This is a genomic window from Alteribacillus bidgolensis, from assembly GCF_002886255.1.
Taxonomy (GTDB): Bacteria; Bacillota; Bacilli; order Bacillales; family Marinococcaceae; genus Alteribacillus; species Alteribacillus bidgolensis.
The window spans coordinates 519,887-534,248 of record NZ_KZ614149.1 but is presented as its reverse complement, the minus strand read 5'-3'; the positions used below and the strand labels follow the sequence as shown (position 1 = coordinate 534,248).

15 protein-coding genes are annotated in these 14,362 nt (G+C 36.9%); 2 read left to right on the top strand and 13 right to left on the bottom strand.

Translation table 11 applies throughout. The features are described from left to right. Positions 1 to 122 precede the first annotated feature (122 nt). Entirely contained in the window at positions 123 to 956 is an 834-nt protein-coding gene (uppP, locus tag CEF16_RS02845; protein ID WP_091579395.1) for an undecaprenyl-diphosphatase UppP, read from the top strand. A 151-nt stretch (positions 957 to 1,107) separates the two neighbouring features. Here uppP and trpB read toward each other — a convergent pair whose 3' ends face one another. The 5 genes from trpB to CEF16_RS02820 form a co-directional block, all read right to left on the bottom strand. Further along, complete coding sequence (trpB, locus tag CEF16_RS02840) at positions 1,108 to 2,277, bottom strand: tryptophan synthase subunit beta (RefSeq protein ID WP_091579392.1); 1,170 nt, start codon at positions 2,275 to 2,277, stop codon at positions 1,108 to 1,110. Between the two features lie 29 nt (positions 2,278 to 2,306). Beyond that, a complete protein-coding gene (cimA, locus tag CEF16_RS02835; protein WP_091579389.1) occupies positions 2,307 to 3,938 on the bottom strand; it encodes a citramalate synthase in 1,632 nt (543 codons plus the stop codon). A gap of 113 nt (positions 3,939 to 4,051) precedes the next feature. Beyond that, the gene (locus tag CEF16_RS02830; RefSeq protein ID WP_091579387.1) at positions 4,052 to 4,891 is read right to left on the bottom strand and encodes a PRD domain-containing protein; all 840 of its coding nucleotides are present in this window, start codon (positions 4,889 to 4,891) and stop codon (positions 4,052 to 4,054) included. Between the two features lie 127 nt (positions 4,892 to 5,018). Beyond that, positions 5,019 to 5,519, bottom strand: a complete 501-nt coding sequence (locus tag CEF16_RS02825) for a PTS sugar transporter subunit IIA (RefSeq protein ID WP_091579384.1) — start codon at positions 5,517 to 5,519, stop codon at positions 5,019 to 5,021. A gap of 99 nt (positions 5,520 to 5,618) precedes the next feature. Next, positions 5,619 to 6,278, bottom strand: a complete 660-nt coding sequence (locus CEF16_RS02820) for a phosphatase PAP2 family protein (RefSeq protein ID WP_091579382.1) — start codon at positions 6,276 to 6,278, stop codon at positions 5,619 to 5,621. A 404-nt stretch (positions 6,279 to 6,682) separates the two neighbouring features. Here CEF16_RS02820 and CEF16_RS02815 point away from each other — a divergent pair, with 404 nt between their 5' ends. Then, a complete protein-coding gene (locus CEF16_RS02815) occupies positions 6,683 to 6,910 on the top strand; it encodes a hypothetical protein (protein WP_091579379.1) in 228 nt (75 codons plus the stop codon). A gap of 370 nt (positions 6,911 to 7,280) precedes the next feature. Here the strand turns inward: CEF16_RS02815 and CEF16_RS02810 are convergent, their stop codons facing one another. The 8 genes from CEF16_RS02810 to fliS form a co-directional block, all read right to left on the bottom strand. Further along, complete coding sequence (locus CEF16_RS02810) at positions 7,281 to 7,382, bottom strand: YjcZ family sporulation protein (RefSeq protein WP_091579377.1); 102 nt, start codon at positions 7,380 to 7,382, stop codon at positions 7,281 to 7,283. A gap of 180 nt (positions 7,383 to 7,562) precedes the next feature. Further along, complete coding sequence (asnB, locus tag CEF16_RS02805) at positions 7,563 to 9,395, bottom strand: asparagine synthase (glutamine-hydrolyzing) (RefSeq protein ID WP_091579374.1); 1,833 nt, start codon at positions 9,393 to 9,395, stop codon at positions 7,563 to 7,565. Positions 9,396 to 9,564: 169 nt separating this feature from the next. Beyond that, positions 9,565 to 10,416, bottom strand: coding sequence for a fructosamine kinase family protein (locus tag CEF16_RS02800; protein ID WP_091579371.1), 852 nt, complete (start codon positions 10,414 to 10,416; stop codon positions 9,565 to 9,567). Further along, positions 10,413 to 10,889 carry a low molecular weight protein-tyrosine-phosphatase gene (locus CEF16_RS02795; RefSeq protein ID WP_091579368.1) on the bottom strand — a complete coding sequence of 159 codons (477 nt, stop codon included), beginning with the start codon at positions 10,887 to 10,889 and terminating at the stop codon, positions 10,413 to 10,415. Before CEF16_RS02795 ends, CEF16_RS02800 begins: the two co-directional genes overlap by 4 nt. Positions 10,890 to 11,147: 258 nt before the next feature. Further along, on the bottom strand, positions 11,148 to 11,429 hold the full coding sequence (locus CEF16_RS02790; protein ID WP_091579365.1) for a hypothetical protein: 282 nt from the start codon (positions 11,427 to 11,429) through the stop codon (positions 11,148 to 11,150). Positions 11,430 to 11,811: 382 nt separating this feature from the next. Then, complete coding sequence (locus CEF16_RS02785) at positions 11,812 to 12,252, bottom strand: YaaR family protein (RefSeq protein ID WP_091580704.1); 441 nt, start codon at positions 12,250 to 12,252, stop codon at positions 11,812 to 11,814. A 294-nt stretch (positions 12,253 to 12,546) separates the two neighbouring features. Next, positions 12,547 to 13,872 carry a flagellin N-terminal helical domain-containing protein gene (locus CEF16_RS02780; protein WP_091579362.1) on the bottom strand — a complete coding sequence of 442 codons (1,326 nt, stop codon included), beginning with the start codon at positions 13,870 to 13,872 and terminating at the stop codon, positions 12,547 to 12,549. 19 nt (positions 13,873 to 13,891) lie between these two features. After that, positions 13,892 to 14,314, bottom strand: a complete 423-nt coding sequence (fliS, locus tag CEF16_RS02775) for a flagellar export chaperone FliS (RefSeq protein ID WP_091579360.1) — start codon at positions 14,312 to 14,314, stop codon at positions 13,892 to 13,894. Positions 14,315 to 14,362 lie beyond the last annotated feature (48 nt).

Below are 14,362 nucleotides of genomic sequence, written 5' to 3'. Positions count from 1 at the left end.
TTGATGATTGAATTTTGAGCCAAAATTTTCTTCCCACCTTGACCTGGTTTTGCTACACTTACTAAGGGAAATGAGAACCGTTTGTAAAAACACAAATGCAGACGGATGAAGGAGTGGAATAAATGAGTGTTTTAGAAGCGTTAATTTTTGGAATCGTACAAGGGATTGCGGAATTCCTTCCTATATCTAGTACGGCACATATTGTAATTGCTCAATTATTATTTGGATATTCTTTTCCAGGATTATCATTTGAAGTAATTCTACATTTAGGTTCGATAGTAGCTGTCGTATTGTATTTCCGCAGCGATATTATCCATCTTATAAATGCTTTTTTCCGTTTCATAGCACAAAGGCATCCAGAGGACCGTCCAGAATTTTTCTTTGCCATTTACATTGTCATTGCCACATTGATCACAGGCTTTTTAGGATTGTTATTGGAAGACTTCCTTGCAGAGTCTATTAAAACTCCTATTTTTATCGCATCTTCTCTAGCAATAACAGGCTTTTTTTTAATATTAATCGAAAAATATCATAAAATTGGACATCGTACAGAAAAAGAAATGAACCTGCTTGATGCTGTTATTGTTGGGCTTGCACAAACTTTAGCTGTACTTCCAGGGATATCACGTTCTGGCAGCACATTAATTGCAGCACTATATGCTGGATTAAATAGAAAAACAGCCGTTCGTTATTCCTTTCTATTATCTATACCGGTCATTTTAGGTTCATCAGTGCTTGCTATTGATGACTTAAATACAGGTGCCCTCGCTTCTATTGGCACCCTGCAGCTGATTGTATCGTTTATAGCCTCTTTTATTACCTCGTGGATTGGGATTGTATGGTTGATTAACTTTTTAAACAAAGGAAGGTTAATTTATTTTGCCATTTACTGTTTTTTATTAGCTATCATCGTTATTACGATGCTCGATCCTTCAACCATTATTCAAGCAGAATAAGGTAGATTAAAAAACTCGGCTTGGCACCAAGTCCTTATGGCGGAAGAGGTCGTTTTCCTTACTTTGAACCTTTAACAAAGTTAAACTTCCTTGAAGTATAAAAAGTGCCCGAATCAGAAATTTACTGAGTCCGGGCACTTTTGTTGTTTATTTATACATTTAATTCTAGAAGTCTTTTCACTTCAGCCACATCTTTATCTCCTCGTCCTGACAAGTTTACGATAATAATACTATCCTCTTGTAAAGATGGAGCTAATTTTATAACATGTGCAATCGCATGGGCACTTTCAAGCGCAGGAATAATTCCTTCCGTCCGGGAGATTTCTTGAAAAGCTTCAAGTACTTCTTTTTTTGTAACGGTAACATACTCGGCCCGTCCCGAGATCTTAAGAAAACTATGCTCAGGACCAATTCCGGGATAATCCAAGCCGGCTGCAATAGATTCTGTCGGAAGCGGATTGCCTTCATCATCTTGAAGACAAAGACTGTTAAAACCGTGCAGCACTGCTGGCTTTCCTTGTGTTAAAGTAGCAGCTTCAACTGGCTCAGCCCCAATTAAACGAACGTCTTTATCCTCCAGATAGGCAGAAAATGCTCCGATCGCATTACTTCCGCCACCTACACAAGCAACAACAGCATCGGGCAGGCATCCTTCTTTTTCAAGAATTTGTCTTTTTGATTCTTCACTAATAACCGATTGAAAATAATGAACAATCGACGGGTATGGATGAGGGCCAACCGCAGACCCAATTAAGTAAAAGGTAGATTCATAGTTTGCAACCAGATCTTTTAACGCTTCGTCGACCGCGTCCTTTAAACGGCCTCCCCCTTGGTTAACAGCTACAACTTCAGCTCCTAATAATTCCATACGGAATACGTTTAATTCCTGTCTTCGCACATCTTCTTTTCCCATATAAATAGTGCAGTCTATATTCATCATGGCACACGCAGTAGCTGTCGCAACCCCGTGCTGACCGGCCCCTGTTTCTGCAATAACACGAGCGGCTCCCATTTTTTTAGCAAGTAAAATTTGTCCTACTACATTATTAATTTTATGGGCACCAGTATGATTTAAATCTTCTCTTTTTAAATATATTCTTGCGCCTCCCAATTTTTTGGTTAAACGCTCTGCATAGGTTAAAGGATTCTCTCTTCCGACATATTCTTTTAAGTAATAATGATATTCTTGCAAAAATTCGGGATCATTTTTAAATCTTAAAAATGCTTCATCTAATCGTTCGAGGACAGCTTGTAATTGTTCCGGTACAAAACTTCCACCAAATTCTCCAAAATAACCTTTTTCTTCTGAATAATTATTCATCATCTGCTCTCTCCTAAGAAATCTTTGTCTTAATGGTTTTTAACGCCCTCTGTAGGCATAGAAGAGAAAAGTTCCACTTCTTCAAGTCTGCTTCTTTGTTTCATAAAATAATAACGGATACTGTCAACGAGTGCATGCCAGCTTGCTTCAATAATGTTTGCAGACACCCCAATAGTACTCCACGTTTCTTTTCCATCGGAAGATTCGATTAAGACTCTTACAGTGGAAGCGGTTGCCTCTGCCTCATCGAGAACACGTACTTTATAATCAGACAAGTACATCTCATGTACAAGGGGATAAAATTCTCCTATCGCTTTTCTGAGAGCATGATCGAGTGCATTCACAGGGCCATTTCCCTCAGCAGCTGTCATTACGGTTTGGTCTTTAATGATCATTTTCACAACTGCTTCGGTCGTAAAGCTTCCTTCTTTTTCTTTATGGGTAATGATTTTAAAATGATCTAGTCGAAAGTAATCGTGATTTTCTCCCATGCCGTTACGGATAAGCAGTTCAAAAGATGCTTCTGCTGCTTCATATTGATAGCCTTTATGCTCCATATCCTTCATTTTTTCAATAGTTTCTTTGACGGCAGGATTGCTTTTATCAAGAGAAAGACCCAATTCTTTTGCCTTAAATAATAAGTTGCTCTGACCTGACAATTCTGAGACTAGTACTCTTCTTTCATTGCCGATTTTTTCAGGGATAACATGTTCGTACGTTTCTGGATGTTTTAAAACAGCGCTGACATGCATACCGCCTTTGTGTGCAAAAGCACTTTTCCCTGTAAACGGCTGACCGTTTGGAGGTGTTTGGTTTGCTAATTCATGAAGGTATTTAGATGTCTCTGTTAATTGTTTTAACTGCTCGTCAGACACACACTCTATACCCATTTTTAACTGCAAGTTTGGAATAACGGATACTAAGTTAGCGTTTCCGCATCTTTCACCGTAGCCATTAATTGTGCCTTGAATTTGACTGGCTCCGGCGTTCACCGCTTCCAGAGTATTTGCTACTCCAAGTTCGCCGTCATTATGGCAATGAATGCCTATTTCTACTGTTAGTTTATTTTGAACCTCTGTTAGAATAGCGGCTATCTCAGAAGGAAGGGACCCTCCGTTTGTGTCGCAGAGCGCTACACAATCTGCTCCTGCGTCTTCGGCTGCTAAAATAGTTTTTAGAGCATATTCTTTATTATTTTTGAATCCGTCAAAAAAATGTTCCGCATCAAAAATAACTTCTAAATCGTGATCCTTCAAGAAACGTACGGAATCATAAATCATATTTACATTTTCTTCTAGAGACGTTTGAACTGCTTCTGTTACGTGAAAATCCCACGTTTTACCGACTAAGGCTGCGGCTTCTACCCCGCTTTCTAAAATTCTCTTTAAATTAGGATCTTCTTCGGCTTTTAAACCAGGTCTGCGTGTCATCCCAAATGCTGTAATGACAGCTTGATCTAAGGATAAGTCTTTAGCGCGTTCAAAGAAATTCATATCTTTCGGATTGCTTCCAGGCCAGCCGCCTTCAATATAATGAACGCCCATTTGATCTAATTTATTTGCAATCTTTATTTTATCATCTACAGATAAACTGATTCCTTCCCCTTGCGTGCCGTCACGTAACGTTGTATCATACAACTTCACTTGTGCTGCCACTGCCATTCCCCCACTTTACGCTCTTAATTTCTCAAATAATTGAAACACTTTTCGATTAAAATGATGTCACATAGTATAGCACATGAAAAGACATTTGACCACTGGGTATAGACACACTTTCAGCCGTTTGTTCTTCTGCTCACTAACCGCTGTGTATGCATGGCAATATAGACACTCTCATCTTCAGGAAGGGAGAGTCTATAGCGATTCTCAAAGGCAGAGACGGCCATTTCTGCAGCTCGAAAAGCCTTTGGGTAGCCCATTTTCATCATTTCTATTAATTCTGCTGGCGCTTTAGTCAATTCTTCCTCTACTTCCGCAGCTTTTACAGTGACATGCAAATGACTAATCAGGCCTTCATAAGCTATCGTATTTTTAGGAAAAATAGTATTTAACTCCTCTTCCATAATGTTTACCATATAATGTAATGCTTCGGTATGCTCTTTTAAAATTTGAGGAGACATTTTCTTTTTTTTGGATTTATACAAATGTAAAGCTAAAAAACCAATTTCATCTTGTGCTACGTCTTTATTGACATATATTTTTATTTTTTCTGCTGTTTTTTGTGCGAGCTCGAAGGCATCAGGATAAAGTGTTTTAATTTCCTGCAGCAAATGGTTGTTTATTTTCTTATCTTGTTTAAGCCTTTTCATTAAATGAACCAAATGGTCAAAAATCAGTGCATAGGAATGACTGTCAAAATGTTTTTCGTGTTTTTGTTCGAGCCATGAAACGATTTCCTGCACTAATTTCGTATCGTCATTTTCTGTTAAAGCTAACAAATGAACAAACGGGGTTTGACTGTTTGGATTGTGCACAAAAAGTTTTTCTACTTTTTCGGGGTTAATCTTATCTTGCTTCTTTTTTTGAAAAGCCAAGCCAGAGCCTATAGCGACTTTTTCTTCTTGATTATGAAGTACTATGGCAGCATTGTGATTTAATACTTTTTGGATAACCATGTCGACCTCTCCATTTACAAACTAGTAATGATTATTATTGTAAGGAAAAGCCTTTCTTTTTTAAAGGAAAATCTGCAAGCATCCTAAAAATGGATACTTGCAGATTCTTCTCTGTTCTTTCTGCCTTTTAACTTTTTACAGTTATTGTCATGATTTCCGTTTCTCCAGCTGTCAAACTGTTAACTTCTTTTCTTTCCAGGTGATCGACCTGGTCACCTTCTGTGAAAACAACAGGAGTAATAGTACTCTTCGCTTTTTCTTTAACATCCTCTATAGCAAATTCGACTAGCACATCTCCTCTTTTCACTTTGTCCCCTTCACTTACACGCCCTTCGAATCCTTCTCCATTTAGTGATACCGTTTCAAGACCGATATGAATAAGTACATCGAGTCCCTCACTTGATTTTATACCGACTGCGTGTTTTGTAGGAAATACTTGTACAACTCTTCCATCAACAGGCGAGACTATTTTTCCTTCAGAAGGTTCTACAGCAAAACCATCTCCCATCATTTTCTCTGAAAAAGTGGGATCAGGAACGTCCGTTAAATCAACAAACTTACCAGTTGCAGGTGATGTGATACTTACATTTTTAGGTTCTTCTTTTTTACCAAACAACTTTTTCAACACTTACTCTCACCTCATTTTCCATGTATTACCGAAAAACTAATATTTCAAACACCTCTGCTATCATAAGACATTCCTTTACACAGCGCAACGAAAATGTTTTTAAACTTTTTTCTTTTTAACTGACATGGAACGATAAAGTAATATTACTGCACTAATCCAGGCGAATCCTGCAAGATATCCTGCTATAACGTCACTTACATAATGAACCCCTAAATATACCCTGCTGACACCTATTAAAAAAATCAATAGACAAAATCCTATACCATTCATAAGCTTTAATGTTAAACGATTCATCATAAAAAAACATAGAACAGCAAGCATACCATATAAAGTTACAGCATTCATTGAATGACCGCTCGGAAAACTAAAGCCGGAAACTTCAATAAGCTGGTCAATATCAGGTCTTTGTCTTTCATAGACAGCTTTGAGTACATAATTAAATAAGCCTCCTCCTGCGACAGAAAGGGCCAATATCCATCCTTCTTTCCTTTTTTTAAAAAAGAAAAAACATGCACATAGCATAATGGTAATGGTGCTAGTAAACGTAACAGAAGCTAATGAGGTGAGAAATGAAAAAATAGCTGTAAGGCCTTCCGAATGAAAAAAAGGGATATTTTTCATGACTAGCTGGTCAAATGTAATAAGTTTTTCTGTGTGAAGAAAGCCTGCGATTTCAAAAAAAAGATATAAACAACTTGTAATGATGAACAAGGAGAAAAATCTGTATAACCACTTCTTTACATTTAAATTTCTACACATTTGGTTACAGCACCCTATACATTAATTTTTTTCTTCTTACCCATTTAATATGATATAGAAAACCTTCTTTTCTTACATCATCAGGATTCCTTTATACATATTAGGCTTTAACCTTGCCATTGTTTGATTTTTTTCATAAAGTAAAGTAAGCAATCAGTTAACAGAATTGCAGTGAATCAATGAAAAACTCTCATTTCTCTCTTCGGAACAGGGCTGCTCCTGAAACAGGACAGTCCTGTTCTTTTTCCATTTCATCCCCAATAAAACCTCATCCTTCTTACTTAACCGTGTAAAATAAAAGCCTGATTTGGAAACTTTTATAAGTGCCTAAACACACTTCACATCAATGAATATAGTGAATATGAATGAATTTATCACTAAAAGTTGTAGAACGGAGTGAAAGAATGATTAACAAAAATGCACCATATTATTCTGCTTCTTTTCTGAAAGAAGAAAAGAAGCAGAATAATAGCTCGGAAAAAGAAGAAAATACGGAAGAGAAACCAGTAGGTCGAGACCCTTGGAGCGATCTCTTGTTTGGAAGGCCGCAAGATACTTCTTCTTCTAACACAGACGAAGACAATGATGAGCATACCGAAGACGATGACCGGCCGCGTTTTTCTTGGTTTTAGCGATTCTCCATCTATTACACGGAGACTAGAGCACTTCTAACGTCGCTCTAGTCTTTTTATGTACCCATCCCCAAATATCAAGCAATTTTACCTAATTTAACATCTCAAGTTACGTAAAGATAATCCACTGCTTCAAAAAACACAAGTGATGCAAGAAGTGAGGTTGTATAACTAAATCGGAATTACACGGAATAACGTTCGCGTTTTCAGAAAAAGCTTTCTTTAACGAGCTATTACATCAGCAGCAATAGCATTCAGATAATCCTGTACGTTCAAAGCAGAAATTTTGCTTATATTTTTTGGTATGCTTTCCTTACAGAAAAGGAAAAGAACCGCTCCAAAATTGGAACGGTTCCTTTTTTAACGGTTTTTAATAACCGCCATATCCCCACGCAGCTCCCACAATTATTAGCAAAATAAACAAAACGACGATTAACGCAAAACCGCCTCCATATCCATATCCACCAGACATATATATTTCCTCCTTTTTGTATTTTCAGAATTACTATATGTATGGAGGTAGTCGTTTGACCGGGCGAATATGGAAAAATATTATTTTTTTCTATTTTTTATTTAGCTGATCCAGTGAAAAAGAATTATGAAGAAAAAGAGCTGCCAACTTACGCTTACAGCAGAAGTTGGCAGTAATTGTTTATTTTATTGTTACCTGATAAGCCTCAAGCCAATAGTTAACTTGCCATAAATATGCAAGCAGCTGCGGGCCCGTCATTAATTGACCAAACCATGGAACTTTAAACGAAGCTCCATTACTTTCTGCCAGTTTTTTTAACTGGCTTGGATCCATAATCTCATACAGAGGCGCTTCTTTTTTAGATAAAATATCATTCATTTTTTCTGTCATCATTGTCGTATATTTCGGATGGTGTGTTTTCGGATAAGGGTTTTTCTTTCGATATAACACATCTTCTGGCAATATACCTTCCAAAGCTTTTCGCAATATCCCTTTTTCTTTTCCACCCCATCTCTTCCAATCTGATGGAACGTTCCACACGTATTCTACTAACTCGTGGTCAGCAAAAGGCACCCTTACCTCTAGACTAGCTCTCATGCTCATGCGGTCCTTTCTTTCTAACAAAGTCGCCATGAACCAATTCATGTTTAGATAAGACATTTCTTTGTGTCGTTTCTCTATTTCATTATCATTTGGTGAATACGGCGTTTCTTTTATCGTTTCCCTGTATCTTTTTAAAGCGTATTCTTCCATGTTTAAGTTTTTACGATATTTATCATTTAGTAATTGGTGTCGTTCATTAAGCGACGAAATCCACGGAAAACCAGTTTTATTTATGAGATCTTCTCTATAAAACCAAGGGTACCCTCCAAATATTTCATCGGCACATTCCCCAGATAAAGCCACCACAGCTTGCTGTTTTATTTTTTTGCAAAACCACAATAATGAAGAATCTATATCCGCCATCCCTGGCAGGTCCCGTGCAAGCACTGCCTCTTTTAATGAGTCCGTTAACTCCTCAATCGTTATTGATTCGTAATGATGTTGCGTGTGAAAAGTATTTTTCATTTTATCAATGTATGTTTGGTCACTATCTGGTTGATAATCGTTTGATTTAAAGTATTTTTCATTATCTTCATAATCAATCGAATAGGTATGCAGTTTTTTTTCGTATTCCTTGGCTGCTATGGCAGTTAAGGCACTAGAATCCAATCCTCCGGATAAAAAAGTACTTACCGGCTTATCTGATATCAGCTGTCGTTTGGCAGCTTGATAAAGCAAAGTTCTTATGGCTTCAGAGGTTTCTTCTGCAGTTGCGTTATGAGGTTTACCTTGTACATTCCAATAACGTGTCATTTTTGAACCTTGTTTAGAAATATTCATAACATGTGCTGGTTTTAATTCACTTATCCCATCATAAATACCAGATCCCGGAGTTCTCGAAGGGCCTAAACTAAATAAATCAAGCAAACCTTCTTCCTTAACAATAGGTTTTACACTTCTGTGAGCTAGCAAAGCTTTTATTTCTGATCCAAATATAAATCCATTTTTATTTTCGGTATAAAACAATGGCTTTACTCCTAATCGATCTCTTGCCAAAAAAAGACTTTCATCCTCTTCATCCCAAATTGCAAAAGCGAATATACCGTTCATTTTCTCAACGCAGCTGCTGCCCCACTCTATATAAGAAGTTAAAACCACTTCTGTATCGGAATGAGAAGAAAACGTATGACCTGCTTTTTTTAGTTGAGAACGTAAAAAATCTGTGTTATATAATTCTCCATTATAAACGAGGACATAACGTTTTTTGTTTCGTTCTTTAAGCATTGGCTGCTTTCCACCTGCAGGATCAATGACAATTAATCTAGAATGGCCAAAAGTGATATGCTTGCTGCTATACGTGTTTTGTTGATCTGGACCTCGATAACGAAGGGTATTTGTCATTTTGTTTATTTCAGGTTGTTCCTGTTTCATGTCCTTATTAAATTGCAGCCATCCTGTAATACCGCACATAAAAAAACCCCTCTCTGCAGCAAAGTATGCCGTCTAACATACTAATTCATGCTATTCAAACAGGGGTGAAATGTGCCATTTATTTTATGTTTCTTTAAGTTACATTGTATATGATTACATTTATAACTCTCTTAATGATTGTTTAATTCCTTGTTCTATAAGAGCTCTTTCATTTAGCGTATTTTGTCAATATTCGGTCCACTTGTCTCCCATAGCTTTCACCGAAAATGTTTAAATGAACGAGTAGATAATAAAGCTGATATAAAGCTTTTCTCTCGTCAAATAAAACATCAATCGTTTTAATTTCTTGATATGCATCATACACATTTTTGGAAAAACCACCGAATAAGTACGTGAAAGCAAGTTCAAATTCGTGATCTCCATACCATACAGCAGGATCAATTAAGTAAGGCTTACCATTTTCACCAGGCAGCCAATTTCCTCCCCAAAGATCTCCGTGCAGCTTTACCGGGTGCTTATGATCAGGTACCCAATCATTTAAATGATCAAGCACATAATACGCTTTTCTATTACGTTCTTTCGGCATGCGACCGAGAGATCTGGCTAGTTCTATTTGGGGCTGCAGTCTTTTGTCACGCAAAAAAGCTACCCATGATTCTTCCCAGTCATTTACTTGAGGTAATTCTCCAATGAAGTTGTCTTCTTCTAATCCAAAAAATGATCCGCTGCTGCAATGTAAGGACGCTATCGCACGTCCTAGTTCTCCCTCTGTCTGGATAGAAGCTGCCCCTATAACTGGATCCATCACAATATATTTTTTGCCCCAACCGTATACGCTAGGTACAAAAATATCTTTTGCTTCTTCTAAAAAGCGCAGTCCTAATGCTTCCTGTCTAAAAAAATCATTAGGAGCTTCTTCATGCCATTTCACAAAGTATGATTGACTATTTGTATGTACAAGATAAGCTGCACTAATGCTGCCTCCAGAAACCGGTTGAATACTGTCAATCTTTTCGTTTATCCCTGCTCCAGTTAATGCTCTTTGAATAGATATGCTCATATGCTTTCTCGTCTCCGAATCCATGCTAATAAGTTTGTACAACTTAAATCAATCATATCGTAAACCTCTTCAAAATTCCCTGTCAAATATGGATCAGGAACATCCCCGCCATCAAAATCAGGATGAAAATCAAGAAGTTTGCCAGCATATAAAGTATCAGTTTTACCTTTTTGTAGTTTCTCAACCTCTGATACGTTAGCATCATCCATCGAAATAATATATGTAAAGTTCTTATAGTCATCAGCGTTTATCTGTCTCGCTCTTATTCCATCATAAGATATATTCTTTTTCATCAAGATGCTTCTAGTCCCTTCGTGAGGAGGCTTGCCAATATGCCAATGACCGGTCCCTGCTGAATCCATTTGTATTTGATCACTTAATTCTGCATTTGAAACCTTATCTCGAAATACCGCTTCTGCCATAGGGGAACGGCAAATATTTCCAAGACAAACAAATAACACATTAATTTTCATTTTCTTCGAATGCTCCTTTTTTTCTTATTATACTGTGCACGAATACTTCTGACAAAACTTTCTTATAATGTTAACCAATAATATCCTAAACTTTCTTGTCAACTAAAGCACCGAACAAATGGACGCCTTTGCTATGGTTTTTTACAATAATCAGTTTTTTAAAAATAATAAACTAAAAAAACACGAAAAATATAACCTATTAAAAAATCGCTGCCCCATTTCAGGCGGCAGCGATTTATATCTATTTATGGTGTGAAGCTATACAAAAATTTCTTGATGTTCCGTTTTTACTTTTTCGAGAATGGCTTCTACCGAAGAAAAATCATTAAGGTCATAATTTTTCACACTATACAGTGTATCATCTTGTCGACCTCGTAAGATTTGAACGACTTCTTTTTCATCAGCTTCTTTCATACAAAAGCGTCCATTTTCCTCAAAGTCACACTTGCTATTTTGAAACTTTTCATAAAGAACTAAGTAATCGTTCTTTGTTTCATTCTCGAAATACTCTTTCGCTTCCACCAGGTCATGTACTATCACATGGACACTTCCTTATCTTTATAGTTTTTTCTCGTGACACCTAAACGATTTACTTCTTTCAGCCGAAAAGGGTTAACAACCTGTAAATGATAAAATCATATGAAGTCTTCAGGTAAAAGTTAACAACTCCCTTCGTTTGAAGCACAACCTGTATCTTAAGAAAGATGTAAGGGTTTTGCAATCTTTAATATAACTTTATATGCAATTATTTTACGTTTTATACCCCGATTTATAAATTCAGCTTTGCTTTCATTCTTTTTTCATGGAAATTCTCTAGATGGAAACGCCTTCTTATTTTTTTATTAGAAAAACTTGGCTTGTCGCCAAGTTGGTGGAAGGCTTAGTCCATTCTTATACTTACTTCTTTATCAGGTTAAATTTTTTAGGCATAGAGATTAACAAGCAATCCCCTAATTTCTCCAACTTTATCCAGAATATCTATTCCCTTTTTTTCTTTTTCCATTACTGCGTTTGTTAGTTCAAGCAATTTACGATCAACTTCCTCTACTACTTTATAAATTTTTGTTCTTCCACGCCTGTTAAAACCACGTTTTTCTTCTAAATTCAAGCCATGATCTACAGCTTCCTTCATAAAATCTTTAACCAGCTGTTTATATTTACGCAATTCTTCGACAGTACGGGTTTCAGATAAGACTTTACCTTGATCATCTATTTGCTCAATCATTTTGGTGAGACGATCATAAGCTTTATCATGGCGTCGTTGATCCATTATTTCTGTAAATGAGACGCTTGTCCGGGACGTTTCTTTCCCTTTAGAAGAAGGCGGATGGACACCCGTTTGCATAACTTTATGAATATCCACTATCGTCACGACCTTTACACTTATATTTCTTGTTACATTTTACCATAAAGTAGCAAAAAGGCGGAAAAGATTATTAGAAAAACTTGGCTTATCGCCAAGTCCTTAATGGCAAAAGTCTTAGTTTTTCTTATACTTTGATCCTTTAATGAAGTTAACTTTCTTAAAGTATTAGAAAAACTCGGCTTGCCTCCGCTTCTTATGGCTAAAGTTATACTTTTTTAACAAAGTAAACATTCCTAAAATAATAAAAAATCCGGAAAAGTCCATCTTTGTCACTCTTCCGGATTTTTCCATTTATTGAAGCAGCTGCAAAACGCCTTGTGGAAGCTGATTGGCCTGGGCCAGCATCGCTGTTGCAGATTGGTTAATAATGTTATTTCTCGTAAATTCAGTCATTTCCTTGGCCATATCCGCATCCCGAATCCTTGACTCGGATGAAGTTAGGTTTTCATGAGTAACCTGCAAGTTAGCTACAGTATGCTCCATGCGATTTTGAACGGCCCCAAGTTTTGCTCTTGCATCTGATACTTGATTAATAGCATCGTCAAATTGTGTAATCGCTTTGCTTGCACCGTCGTGAGTCGAAACATCCACCTCATCAACATCTAATTCTTCTGCGTCCATTTTAGGAATATCAACCATTACTTGCTGGCCTGTATTTGGACCTATTTGAAAAGCAAGGGAGTTGTTGATAACTTGAAAATCGGATGAACCATCACTAATGTTAGCTCTAAATTCAAACTCTAAATCACCTAGCTGGATTTTTCCATCTTTCGTTGAAACTTCTTCTTTTAATTCAATGTTTTCACCATCATCATTAAGTAATTTAAACGTTCCTTCAGCTTCCAGTCTGAACTTGCTTTTACCCTCTACAGTAATATCATTAAAGGATAATTCAAACCCGCCTACGTTAGATTGTTCATCTGAGATATTTTGACTATCTATTTCAATACCCTTATCATCATAAATGGTTACGAATGCAGTTTCATCATTTAAATCTTCTACTTCTATAGTGTATTCACCCAATCTCTGATTTTCATCTTCTTGGTTTGGCAGCACCCCGTCGGCGCCATCTATTTTTAAACTTTTTCCTGAAACAGATATACTATAATCACCAGGTTGAATGTCAGCATCCAACGCGACTGGTGGAGAGGCTAATTTAGCACCATTTTTATCCTCATCTAAATAGGAGTAAACAGCACTTGACCCATCCAGCAGTTTTTTCGTATTAAATTCGGTTCTGTTAGAGATACTGTCAATTTCTTTTGTCAGCTCTAATATTTCTTTTTGCAGCTGTTCGCTGTCATATTCCGTATTTGTATCATTGGATGCTTGTACAGCCAGTTCTCTCATGCGCTGCAGCATTGAGTGAATCTCCTGCATGGCACCTTCTGACGTCTGCATTAATGAAATGCCATCCATTGAATTTCGTTCAGACTGTTTTAGCCCTCTAATTTGGGAACGCATTTTTTCAGAAATTGCAAGGCCGGCTGCATCATCAGAAGCACGATTAATCCGAAGTCCGGATGAAAGTTTTTCCAAATTTTTTGATACCTGATTTTGGTTTTGATTTAAATTGCGATAAGCATTCAATGCTTGAATGTTATTATTTATCTTCACTCTTTACGCCCCTTTTTCACTAATCAGCATACAATGCATTCTTTTCATAAGCATTTGTTCTTGCCCGCACAGTCTTTGATTGTTTATCTGTTTGGGTAAAAATCGCCTCATTCCAGGCAGCAGAAATGTGGTGTAATATATTGGCTGTTTCTTTGGCTTTTTCTTTATTTTTTTCGATATTCGCTATTATTAAGAGCTCACTCATATAGTTGTACAAAGCATCTAATTCATCTGCTATGATGCCGGCTTCATAATTTAAACCAACACCTAGGCGTTCAAGAATATCTACCGCTCGCTGAAATTTCTTATTTGCGAGCATATAATCTTTTTTTTCAATAGAGGAAATTGCTTCTTCTACATTATATTCACATGCTTCATATAACATCATTGTCAGTTCTTGAGAGGTTTTTTGTTGCAGGATTTCATCTGATAAAAAAGTCATTACTCATGCCCCTTTCGGGTTGTCTACTACTACTATCGGTTTTATAAC